Source organism: Sphingomonas sp. UYP23 (genome assembly GCF_054059235.1).
In genome coordinates this window covers 4,193,591-4,215,178 of the sequence record NZ_JBSSBX010000001.1, presented here as the reverse complement: position 1 = coordinate 4,215,178, position 21,588 = coordinate 4,193,591, and the positions used below count along the sequence as shown (strand labels likewise).

The window sequence follows — 21,588 nt, the reverse complement described above, 5'->3', positions numbered from 1 at the left end:
GGGGTCCACCGTCGTACGAGACGAGCGGCCGTGGGAGGTGCGGCGCGGTGGATGCCGGGACAAGCCCGGCATGACGATGGGGGATGAGACGAGCCGACCCGTCTCATCTGGCTAAATCGGGAGGATATCCACCGCATTTTCCGAGTCACCGCCTTCCCCAAAACCGGCGCACCCCCCATAGTCATTTCCATGTCGCATTCCGGTTTCGTACCCCTTCGTATCTTCTCCTCCTTCACCATGCTCGACGGCGCGATCGAGCCGAAAGCCATTGCCAAGCGCGCGCAGGAACTCGGGTTTCCCGCCGCCGCGCTGACCGATCGCAACGGCCTCTACGCCGCGATGGCCTATTCCGACGCGGCGCGCGCCGCAGGCGTGCAGCCGATCATCGGCGCGATGCTCGGCGTCTGCCGCCCTGGTATGCCCGAGGGCACGACGCCGGTGCTCGACTGGATCGCGCTCTATGCGCAGGACGATGTCGGCTATCAGAACCTCTGCGTGCTGGTGTCGCAGGCGCATCTCGACCGCCCGCTCGAACTCGCTGCGCACGTTGATTTCGCCGCGTTGGAAGGCCGCACCGATGGCCTGATCGCGCTCACCGCAGGTCGCGAGGGCGGGCTCGCGCGGTTGTTCGCCGAGGATCAGCCCGATCGCGCGCTCGCCTATTGCGACAAGCTCCAGGCGCTGTTCCCCGACCGGCTCTACATCGAACTCACCCGCCGGCTCGACGAAATCGAGGGCAAGGCCGAGGGTGCGCTGCTCGATCTGGCCTATGCGCGCGACCTGCCGATCGTCGCGACCAATCCGTGCTGCTACACCGAGCCGGGGTTCAGCGAGGCGCATGACATCCTGCTGTGCATCGCCAGCTCGACCTATATCGCGAGCGAAGACCGCGTCCGCAGCTCGCCCGATGCATGGATGAAGCCCGCCAAGGACATGCGCGAGCTGTTCGCCGATTTGCCCGAGGCGATAGCCAATACGCTGGTGGTGGCGCAGCGCTGCGGTGTCGCAGCGCCGAAGCGCAAGCCGATCCTGCCGAGCCTCGCGGGCGATCCGACCGCCGAAGCGTCGAAGCTGCGCGCGGATGCGCATGCGGGGTTGGAACGAAGGCTCGACCGGATCGCGGAGCTGGCCGTTTCTGCTCCCCTCCCGCTCGCGGGAGGGGCTGGGGGAGGGGCGTCTGCTGAGAGCCCGACGCCCGCTGACAGGCCCTCCCCTAACCCCTCCCGCGAGCGGGAGAGGGATAGTGACTGGCGCGCCGTCTACCGCACGCGACTCGATTTCGAGCTCGACGTCATCATCCAGATGGGCTTCCCCGGTTACTTCCTGATCGTCGCCGATTTCATCAAATGGGCGAAGGATCACGACATACCGGTCGGCCCGGGGCGTGGCTCGGGCGCAGGGTCGGTCGTCGCCTGGGCGCTGACGATCACCGATCTCGATCCGATCAAGCTCGGCCTGCTGTTCGAGCGCTTCCTCAACCCGGAACGCGTGTCGATGCCCGACTTCGACATCGATTTCTGCGAAACCCGCCGCGGCGAGGTGATCCGCTACGTCCAGGAGAAATATGGCCGAGACCAGGTCGCGCAGATCATCACCTTCGGGCGCTTGAAGGCGCGCGCCGTTCTCAAGGACACCGGCCGCGTGCTGCAGATGGGTTATGGCCAGATCGACCGGCTCGCCAAGCTGATCCCCAACCTGCCGGCAGACCCCTGGACGCTGAAGCGCGCGATCGACGGCGTGGTCGAGCTCCACGCCGAATACAAGTCGGACAGCAACGTCCGCCACCTGCTCGACCTCGCGATGCAGCTCGAGGGCCTCCCGCGCCACAGCTCGACGCACGCCGCGGGCGTGGTGATCGGCGACCGGCCGCTCGCCGATCTCGTGCCGCTCTATCGCGACCCGCGCTCGGACATGCCCGTCACCCAGTTCGACATGAAATATGTCGAGGGCGCGGGTCTCGTGAAGTTCGATTTCTTGGGCCTCAAGACCCTGTCGGTGCTCAAGAAGGCGATCGACCTGCTCGCCGCGCGCGGCGTGGTGCTCGATCTCGATGCGCTCGAATGGGATGATGAGGGCGTCTACAAACTGCTCCAGAAGGGCGACACGGTCGGCGTCTTCCAGCTCGAATCCGAGGGGATGCGGCGCACGCTGTCCGCCGTCCGCCCGTCGAACTTCGGCGACATCATCGCGCTCGTCTCGCTCTATCGCCCGGGCCCGATGGACAACATCCCGATGTTCGGGCGGCGCAAGAACGGGCTCGAGCCGATCGAATATCCGCATGCTCTGCTCGAAGGGATCCTGTCCGAGACCTACGGCATCTTCGTGTACCAGGAACAGGTGATGCAGGCCGCGCAGATCCTCGCGGGCTATTCGCTCGGCCAGGCCGACATGCTGCGCCGCGCGATGGGCAAGAAGAACCAGGCCGAGATGGACGCGCAAAGAGCCCATTTCGCCGAAGGGTGCCTGACGATCAACGGCATCCAGGCTGCCAAGGCGAACGAGCTGTTCGACTTGATCGACAAGTTTGCCGGCTACGGCTTCAACAAATCGCACGCCGCGGCCTACGCCTTGCTGTCGTACCAGACGGCGTGGCTGAAGGCGCATCACCCGCACGAATTCTTCGCCGCCTCGATGTGCTTCGATCTTACGCTGACCGACAAGCTCAGCATCTTCGTCGACGACATGCGACGGCTTGGCGTCAAGTTGCTGCCGCCGTGCATCCTGCGCAGCGAAGCCGACTTCACGGTCGAGGACAGCGGCGACGGGCTGGCGGTCCGCTACGCGCTCGCCGCGCTGAAATCGGTCGGCGAGGGGGCGATGGAGAAGGTCGTCGCCGAGCGCGATGCGAGCGGGCGGTTCGAGTCGATCGACGATCTCGCGCGCCGGATCGACCCGCGCGTGATGAACAAGCGCCAGCTCGAGACGCTCGCCGCGGCGGGTGCGTTCGACGGGCTCAACGACAATCGCGCCGGCATTCTCGCCTGCGCCGAGACGATTCTGGCGACCGCGGCGCGGATCCACGAGCAGAAGACCAGCGGGCAGGGCGGTCTGTTCGGCACCGCCGAGGCATCCGAGCCGCCGATCAAGCTCCCGCTGTCGGCGCGCTGGACGCTCGCCGAGCGGATGGATCAGGAGCGCGAGGCGTTCGGATTCTATTTCTCGGCGCACCCGGTCGATCGCCACAGCCACCTCGCCAAGATGCACGGCGCGCGCAGCTTTGCGACGCTGGGCGAGCTCAACATCCCCGACGACGGCACGCGCACCGGGGCGACGATGGCCGCGCTGGTCGAGGATGCGCGCTGGCGGACTTCGGCGCGTGGCAAGCGCTACCTGATGGCGACCTTGTCGGATCCATCGGGGCAGTTCGTCGCGACCTGTTTCGACGATTCGGTCGCCGCCGATCTCGAGGAAGCGGCGCGCAACGGCGGCTGCGGGCTGGTGACGGTCGAGCTGGACCGGCGTCCGGGCGAGGAAACGCCGCGCGTTTCGGTCAAGCGAATCCAGCCGTTCGAGGCGCTCGCCAACGATGCGCGCTTCAGCCTCGATCTCACGATCGACTCGCCGGCCGGCATGGCGTCGCTCGCTGCGATGCTCGGCGATGCGCGCGGCGCGCGCGGCGAGGTGTGGGCGACGGTGGCGGTTCCCGACGGGAATACTGCACGCGTCCTGCTCGGGCGCGACTTCCTGCTCGACGGCGAGCTTGTCGGGCGGATCGAAGCGCTGCAGGATGTCGGCAATGTGGTGCTGCGCACCAGCGGCGCACAGCTGTCGCTGGTGGGCTAAATCCCCCTCCCGCTTGCGGGAGGGGCTAGGGGAGGGGAGTGTGGAGAGCGGGCGAACACATGCCCTCCCCCAACCCCTCCCGCAAGCGGGAGGGGAGTTTAAGATGCTCGGTGGAATGCAGGATTTCGAATTGCGGGTGCCGCGGCTGCTCGATCATGCCGCGCGCGAACATGGCCGGCGCGAGATCGTCACGCGCTGGGCCGATGGCCGCGAGACGCGCAGCAGTTGGGCAGGTGTCGCGCACGACGCCAAACGCCTCGCGCAAGCGCTGGAGCGGCTCGGTATCGCGCCGGGTGACCGCGTTGCCACGCTCGGCATGAACCACGGACCGCATCTCGTCGCCTGGTACGGTACGATCGGGATGGGCGGGGTGGTCCACACCATCAATCCGCGGCTGTTCGACGAACAGCTGGTCTACATCGCGAACCACGCCGAAGACCGCGTGCTGCTTTACGACAAACAGTTCCAGCCGCTGATCGATCGCCTCAAGCCGCTCTGGACCAGCATCGAGCATTACATCTGCTTCGACGACGGCGCCTTCGATGCGCTGCTCGACGCCGAGGACGGCGCCTATGCCTGGGTCGAGGGCGACGAGCGCACGCCGTGCATGCTCTGCTACACCAGCGGTACGACGGGCAATCCCAAGGGCGTGCTCTACACGCACCGCTCGACGCTGCTCCACGCGATGCACGCCGCCTCGCCCGCGGTGATGACGCTGAGCGCGCGTTCGACCGTGCTGCCGATCGTGCCGCTGTTCCATGCCGCCGCCTGGGGGCTGTGCTTCGCCGCGCCGCTTGCCGGGACCAAGCTCGTCTTCTCGGCGGTCAACGATGCCGCGGTGCTGTGCGGCCTGATGAACCGCGAGCGTGTGACGCTGGCGGGCGGCGTGCCGACGGTGTGGCTTGCCTTGTTCCAGCATATCGACGCAACCCGCGAGCTGCCGCGCACGCTCGAGGCGATCACCGTCGGCGGCTCCGCCGCACCGCGCGCGATGATTGCGCGCTTCCTCGATATGGGGATCAAGGTGATCCATCTGTGGGGGATGACCGAGACATCGCCCGTCGCGACCGCCGCCGCGCCGCCGCCGGAGTGGGACGAGCTGTCGCGCGATGATCAGCTCGACCTGTTGCAGAAACAGGGCAGCATCCCGTTCGGGATCGAACTCCGCGTGCTCGACGACGATGACAGGGAGCAGCCGCGCGACGGCGTTTCTTCGGGAAGGCTGCAGGTGCGCGGTCCTTGGATCGTCCAGCGCTATTTCGGCGCCGAGGAGGACGCGGTCGATGCCGACAATTGGTTCGACACCAGCGACGTCGCGGTGCTCCACCCCGACGGCACGATGCAGATCACCGATCGCGCCAAGGACGTGATCAAGTCGGGTGGCGAGTGGATCTCGTCGGTCGATCTCGAGAACGCCGCGGTCGGCTGCCCCGGCGTTGCGGAAGCCGCTGCGATCGGCATCTACCATCCGAAATGGGACGAGCGCCCGCTGCTGGTGGTGGTGCGCAAGCCCGGCAGCACGGTTGGCGCCGCCGAAATCCGGACGCATCTGGGCGAGCATGTCGCGAAATGGTGGCTGCCCGACGAGATCGTGTTCGTCGACGATCTGCCGCACACCGCGACCGGCAAGATCCTCAAGACCGCGCTGCGCGCGCGCTTCAAGGATCATGTGCTGGCGAAATAGCCCGACCTAGCGCGCGACCTGTACCAGCTTGTCGCGCGCGGTCGCCCCGCGCACCAGCGTCAACGCCGATTTCGGGCAGCCGAGCGCCTCGGCGAGAAGGCTCAGGATCGCCTCATTTGCCTTGCCGTCCTCAGGCGTGACCGTCGTGCGAACGATCAGCACGCGCGGCGCCCCCGCGGCGGGCAGCACGACCGTGTTGGCGCTTGCGTTGGGCGTCGCGCGAACCGCGATCTGTCCGCGCGCGTCGACCAAAGCGAGCACCGCCGCACGGTCGGGCAGGCGATGTTTGACGCGGCTCATCCGAACAAATCCCCCTGCGGCCCCGCCGGCGGGCGGAACAGATCGCTGCGTAGCGCAATCCGCTCCATATTCATGCCATGTTTGCGACACGCGATCTGGAAGCGCGTCCGCAGCAGCTCGGCCCATGGTCCGCTGCCGCGCATCCGCGTGAAGAAGCCCGGATCGTTCTCGCGGCCCTCGCGGATCGAGCCGATGATCGCCATCACCTTGCTCGCGCGGTCGGGGAAGTGCGCGTCGAGCCACGCCCTGAACAGCGGCGCCACCTCCCACGGCAGCCGCACCGGAATGAACGACACCGAGCGCGCGCCCGCATCCGCCGCCCGCTCGATCAGCTGCTCGATCTCGTGATCGGTGATCGCCGGGATCACCGGCGCGATCGAGACGTGCGTCGGGATCCCCGCCGCGACAAGCGCACGCACCGCCGCCAGCCGCCGCGTCGGGGTCGGCGCGCGCGGCTCGAGCGTCATCGCGATCTTCGGGTCGAGCGAGGTCAGCGACATCGCCACCGCCGCCAGCCCCTTCGCCGCCATCGGCGCGAGCAGATCGATATCGCGGACGACGCGGTCGGATTTGGTCGTGATCGTCAGCGGGTGGTTGGTCTCGGCGAGAACGTCGAGACAGGCACGCGTGATGCGCCAATCGGTCTCGATCGGCTGATAGGGATCGGTATTGGTGCCGAACGCGATTGGCTGCGCGACATAGCCCCGTTTGCCCAGTTCGGCGCGGAGCAAGGTTGCGGCATCGGGTTTGGCGAACAGCTTGCTCTCGAAATCGAGCCCGGGCGAGATATCGTGGAACGCATGCGTCGGCCGCGCGAAGCAGTAGATGCAGCCATGCTCGCAGCCGCGATACGGGTTGATCGAGCGATCGAAGCCGATGTCGGGCGAACTGTTGCGGCTGATGATTGTGCGGGCCCGCTCGACCGTCACCGTGGTCCGCAACCGCGGCGGCGCACCGTCGAGCCCCTCGCGATCATCGAGCCAGTCGCCATCCATCGCGCGTTCGGGCAGATTGAATCGGGCGCTCTCGCGGTTGAGCGTGGCGCCGCGCTGGGGGCGTTTGTCGGCCATTGACAGCGTGTAGCGAGCATATCAGAACGTAACAAGAACATTAAGGGGAACGGGTCATGGCGCGACTGAACTATCTCGAGCTGCCAGTGGGCGACACCGCAACGGCCAAGGCCTTCTATTCGGCGGCGTTCGGCTGGCAGTTCAGCGATTTCGGCCCGAGCTATGCCGCGACGACGACCGGCGATACCGAGATCGGGTTCCAGGCGGATCCGGCCGAGGCCACCGCTGCGGCGCTTGCGGTGATCCAGGTCGACGACCTCGAAGCGACCGAAGCCGCAGTCCGGGCGGCCGGCGGCGAAATCACCCGCGCCATCTTCGTTTTCCCCAAAGGCCGCCGCTTTCATTTTCGCGATAGTGCCGGGCACGAACTGGCGGCTGCCACCTACGAGGCTTAAGCTATTGGAATGAAGACGCGATTCGCTCACCCTCATGTGCGCGCGGTGTTCGCCACCGAACAGACGGCGATCCCGTCGCGCGCCGTGGTAATCGGGATCGTCGGCGTCGCAGTGCCGGTGCTGATCGGCTGGTGGATCGGGCCTACCCAAATCGGGCTTGGGATCGGGCTCGGCGCGATGCTGCTCGGCGGCGGAACGCGGGAGGCGCGGGGCGTGACCGAGGCGATTGGCCTGTCCCTAGCGGCGGTGGGCGCGGCGCTGGCCTTCGCGGGGACTCCCTGGGGCGACGCGGCGCTGATCGTCGTCGCCGGCGTGGCGGCACTTGCTGGTGGCTACAGCCGGCGGCTGGCGGTCGCCAGCGTGCAGTTCTGCGTCTATCTCGTGTTGTGCATCAGCGTGTTCGAAAGCGCGTCCGATCTCGCCTTGGCCGCGGCGGCCTTCGCGCTCGGCGCGGTGTGGAACATCGTCTTGTGCCGCATGATCGGCCGCCAAGTTGCCGCCGACCCGCCGTCGCCCCATCGCCACAAGCAGCAGATCGTGGCGTTTCGCAAGCGAGTGCGCGGATGGAACGCGTGGCAGTATTGCGTACGGCTAACGGCCGGTCTCGCCGCCGCCAGCATCGCACGGCATGCCTGGAGCGCGCATCACGGCGCCTGGCTGCTGATCACGGTTGTCCTGCTAACCGGCCGGACCTTCGAACGCTTTCCGGTCAAGCTAACGCAGCGCACCTTGGGGGTGACGCTAGGGGTGGTGCTGACGTGGTCGATCCTCGCGGTGACGCAAACGCTCGCGGCCACCGTCGTCGCGATCGCCGCCCTGGCCAGCGCGATGCCGGTGCTGCGCGCGCGGAGCTATCTGCTCTATTCCGCGGCGATGACGCCGATGATCCTGCTGGTGCTCGACTTCGACCATCCGAGCGCCGCGGGGCTGCTGCTCGACCGGCTCATCGCGACGCTGGCGGGCAGTGCGATCGTGCTGCTCGTCAATCTCGCGATGGATTGGGTGCTGGCGCGCGGGGCGCAACCCGCCGCGCGTGCGATCTAGCGCTCGCGCAGCCGTGGCATCAGTTCGACGAAGTTGCAGGGCTTGTGCCGGCTATCGAGCTGGCTCGCGAGGATGCCGTCCCAGCCATCCTTCACCGCGCCGGTCGAACCCGGCAGCGCGAAGATGTAGGTTCCACGCGTCACGCAGGCGCAGGCGCGGGACTGGACGGTCGAGGTGCCGATCGTCTTGAAGCTCAGCCAGCGGAACAGCTCGCCGAACCCTGGGATCAGCTTGTCGGCGACGCGCTCGATCGCCTCGGGCGTGACGTCGCGCCCGGTCACGCCGGTGCCGCCGGTCGAAATGATGCAGTCGACCTCGGGATCGTCGATCCAGCGGTGCAGCGTGGCGACGAGCAGATCGGCATCGTCCTTCACGATCTCGCGCGCTGCGAGGACGTGCCCCGCCTCGCTCAGCCGCGCGACGAGCGTGTCGCCCGAACGATCATCGGCAAGGCCGCGCGTGTCGGAAACGGTGAGGACGGCAATCCGGACGGGAAGGAACGTCGCACCTTCGTCAATTGGCACTGGCGACCGCCTTGCTGGGAAGGCTCGCCGAGGCGCGATAGCCGTTGCTCGACGTCAGCCGCACCGCCGTCGCCCCCGGCAGGCCGGGGAAGCGTGGCCACATGCCCTGCGCGAGGGCCGCGCGGCTGACCGACGCGGGCTTGCCGGTCTGCGCCTCATAGACCCAGTAATTGCGCAGCACCGTGGTGACATAGCCGCGGGTCTCCCAATACGGAATCGACTCGATGTAGAGCAGCGGGTCGCCGCCATCGCGGACCTGTGCGTTCCACAGTTCGACCGGCCCCGGGCCGGCATTGTACGCTGCGATCACCTTGGGGAGCAGCCCCTCGGTGCAATGCTGATCGCGCAATTGCTCGAGATAGCTCTGGCCGACTTCGAAATTGGTGCCAGGTCGCGACAGCGCGCCACGGTCGAAGCTGCGGCCCTGCTTGCGCGCGATGTCGGTCGCCGCGCGCGGCATCACCTGCATAAGACCGTAGGCGCCGGCCGGGCTCACCACATCGGTGCGGAAGCGCGATTCCTGGAGCGTATGCGCAAACACCAGCGCCTTGTCGACGCGCCAGCCGCCGTCGGGGGTCCAATTGGGCGCGGGGAAGCGCGCCTCGAGCGGCGGCGTCGCACCCACCGGGCCGTTATGCGACAGCCAGACCTGCGTCGCGGGCAGATCGAGCGCCGCCGCGACACGCACCAGGGCGGGATATTCGGAAGGATCGCCGATCCGCGCCTGCTGGCGGATCACCGTATCGGCAAGGCCGTTCTCGCCGATCTCGACCAGTGCGGCGGCGACACGGACATTGGGGCGGCGCCCGACCTGCTGCCAGTCGCTCGCCGCCGACAGCGTCACCGCGCGATTGGGGGCGTCCTTGATACCGAGCGCCTGGCGCGCGAGCAGGCCGTAGAAGGTCTCGCGATATTGCGCGGCGTTCTTGAGGCGGTTCTCGATCCGGTCGGGCCGGCCGCACTGCATGTCGGCGCGTGCGGTCCAATAGAGGCCGGCGGCGCGCAGTTCGATATCGCTCGCGCGGGCAGCGACGCTCTGGAAGAGATCGCCCGCCGCGGCGCAATCATGCTGGCGCCACGCCGCGAGCGCGCCGACCCAGACCGCCTCGACCGCGAAATCGCCATACCCACTGCCGGCGCGCGCCGCCATCGTGCGGGCGTTGGCGTCGTCGCCCGCGAGATAATACATCCAGGCGATCTTGCGCTGCCATTCGGTCATCGAATCGGACGATAGGCCGGGAGTCGATTCAAGCAATTGCTGCGCTTCGAAGCCGCGATCCTCCTTGATCAGCGGCTGCATCTTGAGCGCGAGCTCGACCGCGACCATGTCGCCATTACCAAAACTCTTGGCGCGCTTGCGGGCCGGTGCGCCGTCGATCCAGCGCAGCGCGCGCGCCTCGGGCAAGGGCGGCAGGCCGACGCCGCCGCGCGAGGCCGCCATCGTCAGGAGCTGCTTGGCCTGCGGCAATTCGGGCGCATCGGCGAGCAGCTTCATCAGCGGGTCGAGATCGGCCTTGGGCGATCCCTTGGCGGTCAGCAGTTCTGCCTGCGCGATCGCGTGGAGCGGACCGGGCTTGAGCGAGGTTAGCAGCAGCTGCGCATCCTGCCACTTCTGCGCGCGGATGCTCGCGAACACCGCGCGATAGCCGTCGCGCTGTTCGGGATCGAGCTGCGTTGGGATGATGCTGCGCTGGCTGGTCTGGACAGAGGCCATCGGCGGCTCGCCCGCCGCCTGGGCGATGCCGGGCACCGCCAAAAGAAGAGCGGTGAGAAGAACCCGCTTTGCGCTCATGCGCCCAACCCTGCGATCAACATCTGTAAATCCTTCCACGCCCGGGCCTTTTCGGCCGGGCGTTCCAGCAAGAGCCGCGGATGGAAACTGGCCACCACATCGACCGTCACAGCCGGCATGCCACCCTCTAGGTTAATTGGGTGTAAACTACCGCGGGCATGCGCGACGTCCATCCCCGTCAAGGCACGGCTCGGCGCATTTCCGAGCACGAGCAGCCGCATCGGCTTCACCAAGGTGACGTGATGCCGCGCAACCTCGACGATCCGCTGCTCGATCTCGGGCGCGATCCGCCCCGCGGTCGGACGCTTGCTGCACATCGGCACGAGATAGACCGAATCGCGACTCCGCCCGATCGCGGCGAGCATCCGGTCGAACAACTGCCCGACCGGCCCACTGAACAGGCTGCCCGACTCGCCATCTTCGCGATCGGGCACGTCGGTCAAAATCATGATGTCGGCCGACGGATCGCCCGAAGCGCCGATCGGATCGCCGCGCCATTCGGCCTCAGGCGCATCCATGCCGCCGCGCCACGTCAGGAAATCTTCGAGCGTGCGCGGCAGCGGCAGGACGACCGGTTCCGCTACGGCGGCAACGCGTGCGCGCTGCTCTGGGACGACGACCGGCACGGCCGGGGCGGCGGTCCAGTCGCGCGGCACCTCGTCGACCAGCGCATCGATGCCGGCGTCGCGCCACCACTCGAGCGCGCTCGCCGCGGCGATCCGCCAGTCGATATTTTGGTCAGCCCCCATATGTCCTATAGGTACGATGTTGACGCGAAGGTCAATTCGCTGGCACGCGCAGCAGGACAGGAAGTGCCGCGCGCGCGACGAGACCGACGCGACGGCACCCCGGGTGGAGATGTAACGTGAGTGAAGGCGAAAACCATCGCGAGTCCATGCCGTACGATGTCGTCATCGTCGGCGCCGGCCCATCGGGCCTATCGGCGGCGATCCGGCTGAAACAGGTGGCGACCGAGAAGGGCGCCGATCTCTCGGTCTGCGTGCTCGAAAAGGGCTCCGAGGTCGGCGCGCACATCCTTTCGGGCGCGGTGATCGATCCCAAGAGCCTCGACGAATTGCTGCCGAACTGGCGCGAGGATGGCTGCCCGCTCGCAGAAGTGCCCGTCACCTCGAACCATCACTGGGTGCTGAGCAAAAGCGGCAAGCGCAACCTGCCGCATTTCCTCACGCCGTCGTTCATGCACAACAAGGGCACGTACACGGGAAGTCTCGGCAATCTGTGCCGCTGGCTCGCGGGCAAGGCCGAAGAGCTCGGCGTCGAGATCTTCCCCGGCTTCGCTGCGGCCGAGATCCTTTATAACGACGATGGCTCGGTAAAGGGCGTCGCGACCGGCGACATGGGCGTCGCGCGCGATGGCACGCACAAGGGCGACTATACGCCGGGACTCGAGCTCCACGCGAAATACACCTTCTTTTCGGAAGGGTGTCGCGGGCATCTGTCGAAGCAGCTGATCCGCAGCTTCGATCTCGCCAAGGACAGCGATCCGCAAGTCTATGGCCTCGGCGTCAAGGAATTGTGGGACATCGACCCCGCGCTGCATTCGCCCGGCCGGGTGATCCACACGCAGGGCTGGCCGCTGAGCGAGACGCACGGGTCGAACGGCGGCGGCTGGATCTATCACCAGGCCAATGGCCAGGTGTCGATCGGCTTCGTGACGTGGCTCAACTATACCAATCCCTACCTCTCGCCGTTCCAGGAGATGCAGCGCTGGAAGACGCATCCCGAAATCGCCGCGCTGCTCAAGGGCGCCAAGCGCGTGAGCTATGGCGCGCGTGCGATCAGCGATGGCGGGCTGCAGTCGATCCCCAAGCTCGTCATGCCCGGAGCGGCGCTGATCGGCGACAGCGCGGGCTTCCTCAACGTGCCGCGGATCAAGGGTACGCACACCGCGATGAAATCGGGCATGCTTGCCGCCGAGGCCGCCGCCGAGGCGATCCTCAGCCAGCGCGAACATGACGAGCTTGCGGCCTATCCCGCGGCGTTCGAGCAGAGCTGGGTGAAGCAGGAGCTGTCGGTCGTCCGCAACGTCGTGCCGCTGGTCAAGAAGTTCGGCGATTTCGTCGGCTCGGGGCTCGCTGGCGTGACGATGTGGCTCGAGCATTGGGGGCTCAAGGTGCCGTTCACGCTGCACCATCATCCCGATCACGAGAGCCTGTGGCGCAAGGATCAGGTCCAGCCGATCGTCTATCCCAAGGCGGATGGCGTGCTGACCTTCGACCGCCTGTCCTCGGTGTTCGTCTCGAACACCAATCACGAGGAGGACCAGCCGGTCCATCTGACGCTCAAGGATCCGGACGTTCCGGTGAAGCACAACCTGCCGCTGTATGACGAGCCCGCGCAGCGCTATTGCCCGGCGGGCGTGTACGAGATCGTCGGTGAGGAAACCGGCGATCCCAAGTTCGTGATCAACGCGCAGAACTGTGTCCACTGCAAGACGTGCGACATCAAGGACCCGACGCAGAACATCAATTGGGTCGTGCCTGAAGGGGGCGGGGGGCCCAATTATCCCAATATGTGAGGCGCGCCGGGCAAGCCGCAGCGAAACTGCAGCAAGCCCCAAGGCGCGCCCGGCCGGCGGCGTCAACAGCGCCGTCCGACGACGCGGCTTCGCCGCGGCGCTCTCAACCGGACGAAGCGAATGATCACCGAAACCGCCCCCGCCAAGATCAACCTCGCGCTCCACGTCCGCGCGCGGCGGAGCGACGGCTATCACGAGCTCGAGACGCTGTTCGCATTCGTCGCCGATGGGGACACGGTGACGCTCGCGCCGGGGCCACTCTCGCTGGCGATCACCGGGCCTTTCTCGGAAGGCTTGAGCGGTGAGGGCGACAACCTCGTGCTGCGCGCCGCCCGTGCCTTCGCTGCCGCCTTCGACCTACCGGAGGAAGGCGCCTTCACGCTCGACAAGCATTTGCCCGTCGCCTCGGGGATCGGCGGCGGCTCGGCCGATGCCGCGGCGGCGCTCCGCGCGCTCGCCCGCGCCAATGACATTGCGATCGACGATCCCAAGCTGTTCGACATCGCCGCCGCGCTCGGCTCGGACGTCCCGGCGTGCCTGCTCGGCCGGACCGCGTTGGGGCAGGGGCGGGGCGAGCGCCTGGTTCCCTTAGACGGCCCCACCGGAATGCCGGTGCTGCTCGTCAATCCGGGCGTCGCGGTGTCGACCGCTGCGGTGTTCAAGGCGTGGGACGGCGTGGATCTCGGCGCGATGCCCGAGGGCGACGTGCTCGACGTAGCGCTTGCCGCGCACAATGACCTCGAGCCGCCCGCGCGCCGCCTCGCGCCTGAGATCGACGCCGTACTTGCGCTGCTGGCCGAGGGCACGCCGCGGCTCACGCGCATGTCGGGTTCGGGCGCGACGTGCTTCGCGCTCTACGCGACCACGGCCGAGCGCCGCGCCGCCGCCGAGCGGATCCGCGCGGCGCGGCCCGGCTATTGGTGTCTCGAAACGACACTCGCGTGACACACCGGAGCGTCATTCTGGGACAGGCGCTCGCGTGCCAGCCGCAAAATCGACGGAAAACCGCGAGTGGCGCGCGCCTTGCTGTGGTAGAGCAAGATGGGTCCGCCGCCCGCCGCGGAGCGCCCGTTGATGGTCCATGGTCTTGCCGTGCGCCATTCCCCGGCCGGGGTGGTGATATCGACTTCACCCCCCCGGTCGTGACCCGATGACGCTGCCTCACATCATTCCCGGGAAACCCGGCGGCATCCTGCTGGTCTGCGATCACGCGTCGAATGCGGTGCCGGACGGCATCGACCTCGGCGTCGCGCCCGACCTGCTCCAAAAGCATGTCGCGATCGATATCGGGACCGCCGCGCTCACCGAATCGCTCGCAGCAGAGCTGCGTGCCCCCGCCTTGCTCGCCACGCTCTCGCGACTGGTGATCGACCTCAATCGTTCGACCGACCATCCCGGCCTGATCCCGCTGGCGAGCGACGGCCATGCCATCCCCGGCAACGCTACCGCCGACCGCACCGACCGGATCGCCCGCTTCCACACCCCCTACCACGACGCGCTCGCCGAGCTGGTCGTCGCGACGCAGCCATTGCTGATCGCAGCGATCCACAGTTTCACGCCAAGGCTCGAACACGGCGACGGTGCGCCACGTCCGTGGGAGATCGGCATCCTCTCGAACACGGATCGCCGCGCTGCTGATCTCACGCTGCCGCTGCTCGCCGCGCAGGGTCTCGTTACCGGCGACAACGAGCCCTATTCGGGGCAGCTGCTCAACGCGACGCTCGACCGTCACGGCGAGGGCAACCACATTCCCAGCCTGTCGATCGAAATCCGCAACGATCTCATCGCCGACCCGGCGGGTGTCGATCGCTGGACCGCGATCCTCGCGCCAATCTTGTGCGATATCGGCAACAGACTTGCGTCCGAGGATCTTCCTACGCAATAGGCTGTCGCCATGACTCGCACCTTCGACAAATCCAAGCTCCCCAGCCGCCACGTCTCCGTCGGCCCCGAGCGCGCCCCGCACCGCAGCTATTATTACGCGATGGGAATCGCCGAGGAGGATATCGCCAAGCCGTTCGTCGCGCTCGCGTCCGCTGGCAACAACTCGGCCCCCTGCAACACCACGCTCGATGCGCAGGCCGATGCCGCGCAGGCCGGCGTCATTTCGGGCGGCGGCATGCCGCGGCGCTTCAACACGATCACCGTCACCGACGGCATCGCGATGGGGCATCAGGGGATGAAATCCTCGCTCGTCAGCCGCGAAGTGATCGCCGATTCGGTCGAGCTGTCGGTCCGCGGGCATTGCTACGACGCGCTGGTCGGCTTTGCCGGCTGCGACAAATCGCTCCCCGGCATGATGATGGCGATGCTCCGCCTCAATATCCCGAGCATCTTCGTCTATGGCGGCTCGATCCTGCCCGGCAGCTATCACGGCAAGGACGTCACCGTCGTCGACGTGTTCGAGGCGGTCGGCCAGTTCGCCGCGGGATCGTGCCCGTTGCAGGAGCTGATCGAGCTCGAGAAGGTCGCATGCCCCGGCCACGGCGCGTGCGGCGGCCAGTTCACCGCCAATACGATGGCGTGCGTCGGCGAGGCGATCGGCCTGTCGCTGCCCAATTCGAACATGATGCCCGCGCCCTATCGCGGTCGAGACGAGATCGCGCGGGCCGCCGGCGATCAGGTGATGGAGCTCGTCGCCCGCAACATCCGCCCTCGCGACATCTGCACGCGCGAGGCGTTCATCAACGCCGCCCGCGTCGTCGCGGCGACCGGCGGCTCGACCAACGCCGCGCTGCATCTGCCCGCGATGGCGAACGAGGCGGGGATCGACTTCGACCTGTTCGATGTTGCCGAGGCTTTCAAATCAACGCCCTACATCGCCGACCTCAAGCCCGGTGGTAAGTATGTGGCCAAGGACATGTACGAAGCCGGCGGCGTCTACATGCTGATGAAGACGATGCTCGCGGGCGGGTTCCTCGACGGCAATTGCCTGACGGTTACCGGCAAGACGCTCGGCGAGAACATCGATCAGGTCACCTGGAACCCCAACCAGAAGGTCATCTACGACGTCAAGGCGCCGCTCTCGGCGACCGGCGGCGTGGTGGGCCTGCGCGGTTCGCTCGCTCCCGACGGCGCGATCGTCAAGGTCGCCGGCATGCACCGCCTCCAGTTCACCGGCCCGGCGCGCGTGTTCGATTGCGAGGAAGACTGCTTCGCCGCGGTCGAAGCACGCTCGATCAACGAGGGCGAAGTGCTCGTGATCCGCTACGAAGGCCCCAAGGGCGGCCCCGGCATGCGCGAGATGCTCTCGACCACGGCTGCGCTCTATGGCCTTGGCATGGGCGAGAAGATCGCGCTGATCACCGATGGCCGTTTCTCGGGCGCGACGCGCGGTTTCTGCATCGGCCATGTTGGGCCGGAAGCCGCCGAGGGCGGTCCGATCGCGCTGATCGAGGATGGCGATTCGATCCGGATCGACGCCGAGGCGGGCACGATCGACCTCGATGTTCCCGCCGATGTTCTCGCCGCGCGGAAGGCGGCGTGGCAGGCGCGGGTCAACGATTATCAATCGGGTGTGCTGTGGCGCTATGCCAAAACCGTCGGCCCGGCGTATAGGGGCGCGGTCACGCACCCAGGAGCCAGTGCCGAAACCCATGTCTATGCGGATATCTAGCGGAGCCTTGCTGCTACTCGCGCTCGCCGGCTGCGGCGAGCCCAAGACCGACAAGGCGACGCTCGCCAAGGCAGAGGCCGAACAGCGCGCGCGCGCTGATGACAGCGGCAACATCGTCTGCGCAGAGCGTGGCTCGAACGACTTCGCGCGCGTCTGCACGGTCGACCGCACGCAGAGCGCCGACGGGCTGGTGCTGACGCTCCGGCATCCCGACGGCGCGTTCCACCGCCTGCTGGTGACGCGCGACGGGCGTGGCGTGATCGCCGCCGATGGCGCCGAAAAGGCCATGGTCAGCGTGATCGGCAGCGGCGAGATCGAAGTCGCGCTCAGCGGCGATCGCTATCGGTTGCCCGCAACGGTCAAGGGCAAGGCCGCCACGGCGTCATGATCCGGATCGACGGGCAGCCGATCGTCGGCGCAGCAGCGATGCGCGCCGTCGAGCAGCGCGCGATCGATACCGGCGTGAGCGTCGAGGCGCTGATGGAGCGCGCCGGCGCGGCCGTCGCCGAGGCGGTGCGGCGGCTTGCCGGCGGCGCGCCCGTCCTGATGCTGTGCGGGCCGGGAAATAACGGCGGCGACGGTTATGTCGCAGCGCGGCTGCTCAAGGCGAACGGGACCGACGTCCGCTTGGCTGCGCTCGGAGCCCCCAAGACCGAAGCGGCCAAGGGCGCGCGCGCCGGCTGGGATGACGCAGTCGACGATTTCGCGACGCTTGCCCCAGATGCAAGCCACGGCGCGGTGCTGGTCGACGCGCTGTTCGGCACCGGCCTCACGCGTCCGCTCGCGGCGGAAACGGCAGCGCTGCTCGCCACGCTGACCCGCCATGCGCAGCTCGCAATCACCGTCGATGTGCCGAGCGGGGTCGATACCGATACCGGCGCGGTGCTCGGGGATACCGAGATCGCCGCCTTCGCGCTGACGCTGGCGCTCGGTGCCCTCAAACCCGCGCATGTCCTGCAACCCTCGGCAGCCTTGTGTGGCGCGGTGCGCGTGCTCGATATCGGGCTCGACGCGACCGCCAGCCACGACTGGACGCTCGCGCGGCCAAAGCTCGCGCCGCCGACCCCGGCGATGCACAAATATTCGCGCGGGCTCGTCGTCGTCATCGGCGGCGCAATGCCCGGCGCAGCAGCCCTTGCGGCGAACGCGGCGATGCATGTCGGCGCGGGCTACACCGCGCTGCTCGGCGCGGCGCCCGACATGCCGCACGCGCTCGTCCAGCGCGCCTGGTCGCCGGAGACCTTGGCCGCGACGCTCGACGGCAAGATACACGCGACCACCGCGATTATCGTCGGCCCCGGGCTTGGCAAAGGCGAGGATGCCGCCGAAAAGCTCGAGCACGCGCTGGCGAGCGGCTACGCCGTTGTCATCGACGGCGACGCGCTCCACCGCCTCGACGCTGCGATATTCGACCGGATCAAGGCGCGCGACGCCAACGCGCCCGTCGTGTTCACCCCGCATGCCGGCGAATTCCACGCCGTCTTCGGCACCTATGCCGGCAGCAAGATCGACGCCGCCCGCGCCGCCGCCGCGCGCTCGGGCGCGATCGTCGTCTTCAAGGGACCCGATACCTCGATCGCCTATCCCGACGGCCGCACCCGCACCGCGACGCACGCCAATCCCTGGCTCTCGACCGCCGGCACCGGCGACGTCCTCGCCGGAACGATCGGCGCGATGCTCGCCAGCGACGCGCCGCACCCGGTCGAAGCGGGGGTGTGGCTCCATGCCGAAGCCGCGCGGCGGCTCGGCGCGGCCTTCCTCGCCGATGATCTGGCGATAGAACTTTCCAACGTAAGGGGCGCCCTGTGAGCGACGTCATCGTTCGAGTTGCAGCCCGCGGCGACGGCATCACCGCCGACGGCCGCCACGCCGCCTATGCGGCCCCCGGCGACACGCTGACCGCCGACAATGTCGTCGTGCCCGGCCCGCACCACCAGACCCCGCCATGCCGCCACTTCCCCGTCTGCGGCGGCTGCCAGCTCCAGCATCTCGACGATGCGAGCTACGCCGATTTCCTCACCGACCGGATCGCCGGTGCGCTCGCCGCGCAGGGGCTGACCACCCCGATCCGCCCGCCCGCGCTGTCGCCGTCGCACACCCGCCGCCGCGCGACGCTCCATGCCGAGGCGAAGGGCGGGGGCCTCCAGCTCGGCTTCAGCGAGCAAGCGAGCCACGCGATCGTCGACTTGCGCGAATGCTGGATCCTGACGCCCCGCCTGTTCGCGCTCGTCGCGCCGTTGCGCAAGCTGCTCGCCCGCGCACTGAAGGGCCGCGCCCGCGTCCATCTGACCGAGCTCGACCAGGGCGTGGACGTGCTGATCGAAGGCACGATCGCCGATGGCCTCGCGATCGCCGAAGCGATCACCGCCTTCTGCAGCGCGAACGGCGTCGCGCGCCTCGCGATCGACGACGGGATCGGCCCCGAGACGCGCTGGGAGCCCGAGGCGGTGACGATCACGCTCGGCGGCGTCGCGGTGCCGTTCCCCGCCGGCAGCTTCCTCCAGGCGACGCAGGAAGGCGAGGCCGCCCTCGTCTCGGCGGTGCGCGAAGCGATCGGCGATGCCAGGATCAGCGCCGATCTGTTCGCCGGACTCGGCACCTTCGCGCTGTCGCTGCCGGGCAAGGTCTATGCCGCCGAGGCGGGACGCGACGCGATCTTCGCGCTCAAGGCGGGGGCGGCGCAGGCGGGAAGGGCGGTGTTCGCCGAGCATCGCGACCTGTTCCGCCGCCCGCTGACCTCGGCCGAATGCGACCGCTTCGCCGCGATCGTGCTCGATCCGCCGCGTGCCGGCGCCAAGGAGCAGATCGCCCAGCTGGCTGGCTCCAAGGTCCCGGTGATCGCCTATGTCTCGTGCAATCCCAGCAGTTTCGCGCACGATGCTGAAATTCTGTCGAAGGGTGGCTACACGCTCGACTGGATCCAGCCGGTCGGCCAGTTCCGCTGGTCGACGCATGCCGAGCTCGCCGCGCGGTTCAGCCGTCAGGGATAATCCGCGCGGAGGAAGTAGAGCCCGTCGGGCGGCGCGTTGAGCCCGAGCCGGGTGCGGTCGCACGCGGCGAGCGCTGCCGCCATGTCGTCGGGCGACCAATTGCCCAGCCCGACGAGCGACAGGCTCCCGACCATCGAGCGCACCTGATGATGCAGGAACGACCGCGCCGACGCGAACACGCTGATCCGATCCCCGTCCGCGACGACATCGAGCCGGTCGAGCGTCCGAACCGGGCTGTCCGCCTGGCAGTGCGCCGCACGAAAGGTGGTGAAGTCATGCCGCCCCACCAGATGCGCCGCCCCCTCGGCCATCGCCGCCGCATCGAGCGGCGCGGGAACGCGCCACGCCAGCCCGCGCTCGACCGTTAGCGGCGCCCGGCGCGTGACGATGCGAAATTCGTAATGCCGTCGGATGCACGAAAAGCGCGCATGCCAGTCGTCGGGGACGACCTCGCAATCGACGATCGCAACCGGGTCGGGTCGGACCAGCGCGTTGAGTGCCTCCATCAGCCGGAACGGCGTGATCTCGCGTGCGACATCGACATGCGCGCGCATGCCAAGCGCATGGACGCCTGCGTCGGTCCGCCCAGCCGCCTGGACTGCGACGGTCTCGCCAGTGACGGCATGGACGGCGCGCTCGATCGACGCCTGGACGCTCGCGCCATTGTCCTGCCGCTGCCAGCCGACGAACGGACGACCGTCATATTCGACCGTCAACGCAAAGCGCGTCAAAGCTGGGTCCCCACAGGGATCTCAAAGCCGCGCAGCAGCTCACCCGCGGTCATGACGCCGCGCCCCGCGCGCTGGAGCAATGTCGGGCGGATCGCGCCGCCAGCACAGGCGATGGTGAGCCGCGTGTCCAGCACCACGCCGTTGCCCCCGCGAACGCCGGGGCCGCCCGGTTGATCGAAGTCGCGCTCCTCGAGGTGATCCCGGCCTTCGCCGGAATGACGGATCTCCGCCGCCAGCACCTTGATCCGCTCGCCCTGAAACTCGAAGAACGCCCCCGGCACCGGATTGAACCCGCGCACCTGCCGCTCGACCGCGTCAGCGGTCTGGCTGAAATCGAGCCGCGCCTCGGCCTTGTCGATCTTGGCGGCATAGGTAACGCCGTCGTCGGGCTGCACCACCGGCACGAAGGCGTCGAGGTCGGCGAGTGCCGCCACCATCAGCCGCGCCCCCATCGCGCTCAGTTCGTCGGTCAGCGCACCCGCCGTCTTGGCATCGATCGGCGTCGCATCGCGCAGCAATACCGCCCCGGTATCGAGCCCGGCCTCCATCTGCATGATGCACACCCCCGTCGCGGAATCGCCTGCAAGGATCGCCCGCTGGATCGGCGCCGCCCCACGCCAGCGCGGCAGCAGCGAGGCATGGACGTTGAGACACCCACGCACTGGCGCATCGAGCACCGCGCGCGGCAGGATCAGCCCGTAGGCCGCGACCACCGCCACCTCCGCACCGAAGCCAGCGAACTCCGCCTGCGCATCGGCATCGCGTAATGACACCGGCGTGCGCACCGCGATCCCCAGCGCCTCGGCGCGCGCCTGGACGGGCGAGGGGGTCAGCGCCTTGCCGCGCCCGGCGCGCCGTGGCGGCTGGCTGTACGACGCCACGACGTCATGCCCGGCATCGACGAGCGCCTGCAGCACCGGGACCGAGAAATCGGGCGTGCCCATGAAGATAATCCGCATGCCCGCGCTTTGCGATCGGGCGGCGGTAAACACAAGACTTCGTCGCCCCGGGGCAGGACCGGCCGCTCGGTCGGGCGCAAGCCGGCGGGTGCGCGCCCCTCGGAACGACCCCGGTTTGCGCCGGGGCGACGGATAGTGACGAACGGCGTTCCGCCCCCTAT

At 68.1% G+C, this 21,588-nt stretch carries 18 protein-coding genes; 11 read left to right on the top strand and 7 right to left on the bottom strand.

All coding sequences use genetic code 11. The annotated features are described in order from the left end of the window. Positions 1–189: 189 nt before the first annotated feature. On the top strand, positions 190–3,783 hold the full coding sequence (gene dnaE, locus ACVWYO_RS20715; protein WP_457354068.1) for a DNA polymerase III subunit alpha: 3,594 nt from the start codon (positions 190–192) through the stop codon (positions 3,781–3,783). Positions 3,784–3,886: 103 nt separating this feature from the next. After that, positions 3,887–5,467 carry a long-chain fatty acid--CoA ligase gene (locus ACVWYO_RS20710; protein WP_457354066.1) on the top strand — a complete coding sequence of 527 codons (1,581 nt, stop codon included), beginning with the start codon at positions 3,887–3,889 and terminating at the stop codon, positions 5,465–5,467. 6 nt (positions 5,468–5,473) lie between these two features. Here ACVWYO_RS20710 and ACVWYO_RS20705 read toward each other — a convergent pair whose 3' ends face one another. Both ACVWYO_RS20705 and ACVWYO_RS20700 read right to left on the bottom strand, forming a co-directional pair. Then, positions 5,474–5,767, bottom strand: coding sequence for a DUF167 domain-containing protein (locus tag ACVWYO_RS20705; protein ID WP_457354064.1), 294 nt, complete (start codon positions 5,765–5,767; stop codon positions 5,474–5,476). Next, a complete protein-coding gene (locus tag ACVWYO_RS20700; RefSeq protein ID WP_457354062.1) occupies positions 5,764–6,837 on the bottom strand; it encodes a PA0069 family radical SAM protein in 1,074 nt (357 codons plus the stop codon). Before ACVWYO_RS20700 ends, ACVWYO_RS20705 begins: the two co-directional genes overlap by 4 nt. A 56-nt stretch (positions 6,838–6,893) precedes the next feature. Between ACVWYO_RS20700 and ACVWYO_RS20695 the strand changes: the two genes are divergently transcribed. Together ACVWYO_RS20695 and ACVWYO_RS20690 are read left to right on the top strand one after the other, a co-directional pair. Next, positions 6,894–7,232, top strand: a complete 339-nt coding sequence (locus tag ACVWYO_RS20695; RefSeq protein ID WP_457354060.1) for a VOC family protein — start codon at positions 6,894–6,896, stop codon at positions 7,230–7,232. A gap of 9 nt (positions 7,233–7,241) precedes the next feature. After that, positions 7,242–8,276 carry an FUSC family protein gene (locus ACVWYO_RS20690; RefSeq protein ID WP_457354059.1) on the top strand — a complete coding sequence of 345 codons (1,035 nt, stop codon included), beginning with the start codon at positions 7,242–7,244 and terminating at the stop codon, positions 8,274–8,276. Here the strand turns inward: ACVWYO_RS20690 and moaB are convergent. From moaB to ACVWYO_RS20675, 3 genes are read right to left on the bottom strand one after another with little or no spacing between them, the layout of a single operon-like run. Beyond that, positions 8,273–8,800, bottom strand: coding sequence for a molybdenum cofactor biosynthesis protein B (moaB, locus tag ACVWYO_RS20685; RefSeq protein WP_457354057.1), 528 nt, complete (start codon positions 8,798–8,800; stop codon positions 8,273–8,275). The genes ACVWYO_RS20690 and moaB overlap by 4 nt on opposite strands. Further along, positions 8,790–10,592: a transglycosylase SLT domain-containing protein gene (locus ACVWYO_RS20680; protein ID WP_457354055.1), complete on the bottom strand. Its 1,803-nt coding sequence runs from the start codon at positions 10,590–10,592 to the stop codon at positions 8,790–8,792. Before ACVWYO_RS20680 ends, moaB begins: the two co-directional genes overlap by 11 nt. Further along, positions 10,589–11,341, bottom strand: a complete 753-nt coding sequence (locus ACVWYO_RS20675; protein WP_457354053.1) for a uracil-DNA glycosylase — start codon at positions 11,339–11,341, stop codon at positions 10,589–10,591. The genes ACVWYO_RS20680 and ACVWYO_RS20675 overlap by 4 nt, the downstream gene beginning before the upstream one ends. Before the next feature lie 146 nt (positions 11,342–11,487). Between ACVWYO_RS20675 and ACVWYO_RS20670 the strand changes: the two genes are divergently transcribed. From ACVWYO_RS20670 to ACVWYO_RS20640, 7 genes are all read left to right on the top strand, one after another. Next, positions 11,488–13,131, top strand: a complete 1,644-nt coding sequence (locus tag ACVWYO_RS20670) for an electron transfer flavoprotein-ubiquinone oxidoreductase (RefSeq protein ID WP_457355081.1) — start codon at positions 11,488–11,490, stop codon at positions 13,129–13,131. Between the two features lie 120 nt (positions 13,132–13,251). Next, positions 13,252–14,076: a 4-(cytidine 5'-diphospho)-2-C-methyl-D-erythritol kinase gene (locus ACVWYO_RS20665; protein ID WP_457354052.1), complete on the top strand. Its 825-nt coding sequence runs from the start codon at positions 13,252–13,254 to the stop codon at positions 14,074–14,076. Positions 14,077–14,281: 205 nt separating this feature from the next. Continuing rightward, positions 14,282–15,016, top strand: coding sequence for an N-formylglutamate amidohydrolase (locus ACVWYO_RS20660; protein ID WP_457354050.1), 735 nt, complete (start codon positions 14,282–14,284; stop codon positions 15,014–15,016). A 9-nt stretch (positions 15,017–15,025) separates the two neighbouring features. Continuing rightward, positions 15,026–16,747: a dihydroxy-acid dehydratase gene (ilvD, locus tag ACVWYO_RS20655; RefSeq protein ID WP_457354048.1), complete on the top strand. Its 1,722-nt coding sequence runs from the start codon at positions 15,026–15,028 to the stop codon at positions 16,745–16,747. Continuing rightward, complete coding sequence (locus tag ACVWYO_RS20650) at positions 16,734–17,135, top strand: hypothetical protein (RefSeq protein WP_457354046.1); 402 nt, start codon at positions 16,734–16,736, stop codon at positions 17,133–17,135. The genes ilvD and ACVWYO_RS20650 overlap by 14 nt, the downstream gene beginning before the upstream one ends. Continuing rightward, entirely contained in the window at positions 17,132–18,556 is a 1,425-nt protein-coding gene (locus tag ACVWYO_RS20645; RefSeq protein WP_457354044.1) for an NAD(P)H-hydrate dehydratase, read from the top strand. Before ACVWYO_RS20650 ends, ACVWYO_RS20645 begins: the two co-directional genes overlap by 4 nt. Continuing rightward, positions 18,553–19,737 (top strand): class I SAM-dependent RNA methyltransferase, encoded by a 1,185-nt coding sequence (locus tag ACVWYO_RS20640; RefSeq protein WP_457354042.1) that lies wholly within the window; start codon positions 18,553–18,555, stop codon positions 19,735–19,737. The genes ACVWYO_RS20645 and ACVWYO_RS20640 overlap by 4 nt, the downstream gene beginning before the upstream one ends. Here the strand turns inward: ACVWYO_RS20640 and truA are convergent. Both truA and fmt read right to left on the bottom strand, forming a co-directional pair. After that, positions 19,728–20,468 (bottom strand): tRNA pseudouridine(38-40) synthase TruA, encoded by a 741-nt coding sequence (gene truA, locus ACVWYO_RS20635; RefSeq protein WP_457354040.1) that lies wholly within the window; start codon positions 20,466–20,468, stop codon positions 19,728–19,730. The two genes, ACVWYO_RS20640 and truA, sit on opposite strands and share 10 nt — an antisense overlap. Next, positions 20,465–21,427 carry a methionyl-tRNA formyltransferase gene (gene fmt, locus ACVWYO_RS20630; protein WP_457354038.1) on the bottom strand — a complete coding sequence of 321 codons (963 nt, stop codon included), beginning with the start codon at positions 21,425–21,427 and terminating at the stop codon, positions 20,465–20,467. The genes truA and fmt overlap by 4 nt, the downstream gene beginning before the upstream one ends. Positions 21,428–21,588: the final 161 nt, after the last annotated feature.

Excerpts from the sequence above, each read along its gene's own strand:
- ACVWYO_RS20650 (WP_457354046.1), top strand. The coding sequence starts at position 16,734 with ATGCGGATATCTAGCGGAGCCTTGCTGCTACTCGCGCTCGCCGGCTGC.
- ACVWYO_RS20710 (WP_457354066.1), top strand. The coding sequence starts at position 3,887 with ATGCTCGGTGGAATGCAGGATTTCGAATTGCGGGTGCCGCGGCTGCTC.
- ACVWYO_RS20660 (WP_457354050.1), top strand. The coding sequence starts at position 14,282 with ATGACGCTGCCTCACATCATTCCCGGGAAACCCGGCGGCATCCTGCTG.
- ACVWYO_RS20690 (WP_457354059.1), top strand. The coding sequence starts at position 7,242 with ATGAAGACGCGATTCGCTCACCCTCATGTGCGCGCGGTGTTCGCCACC.
- ACVWYO_RS20680 (WP_457354055.1), bottom strand. The coding sequence starts at position 10,592 with ATGAGCGCAAAGCGGGTTCTTCTCACCGCTCTTCTTTTGGCGGTGCCC.
- fmt (WP_457354038.1), bottom strand. The coding sequence starts at position 21,427 with ATGCGGATTATCTTCATGGGCACGCCCGATTTCTCGGTCCCGGTGCTG.
- ACVWYO_RS20705 (WP_457354064.1), bottom strand. The coding sequence starts at position 5,767 with ATGAGCCGCGTCAAACATCGCCTGCCCGACCGTGCGGCGGTGCTCGCT.
- ACVWYO_RS20665 (WP_457354052.1), top strand. The coding sequence starts at position 13,252 with ATGATCACCGAAACCGCCCCCGCCAAGATCAACCTCGCGCTCCACGTC.
- ACVWYO_RS20670 (WP_457355081.1), top strand. The coding sequence starts at position 11,488 with ATGCCGTACGATGTCGTCATCGTCGGCGCCGGCCCATCGGGCCTATCG.
- dnaE (WP_457354068.1), top strand. The coding sequence starts at position 190 with ATGTCGCATTCCGGTTTCGTACCCCTTCGTATCTTCTCCTCCTTCACC.
- ACVWYO_RS20695 (WP_457354060.1), top strand. The coding sequence starts at position 6,894 with ATGGCGCGACTGAACTATCTCGAGCTGCCAGTGGGCGACACCGCAACG.
- ACVWYO_RS20645 (WP_457354044.1), top strand. The coding sequence starts at position 17,132 with ATGATCCGGATCGACGGGCAGCCGATCGTCGGCGCAGCAGCGATGCGC.
- ACVWYO_RS20675 (WP_457354053.1), bottom strand. The coding sequence starts at position 11,341 with ATGGGGGCTGACCAAAATATCGACTGGCGGATCGCCGCGGCGAGCGCG.
- ilvD (WP_457354048.1), top strand. The coding sequence starts at position 15,026 with ATGACTCGCACCTTCGACAAATCCAAGCTCCCCAGCCGCCACGTCTCC.
- ACVWYO_RS20700 (WP_457354062.1), bottom strand. The coding sequence starts at position 6,837 with ATGGCCGACAAACGCCCCCAGCGCGGCGCCACGCTCAACCGCGAGAGC.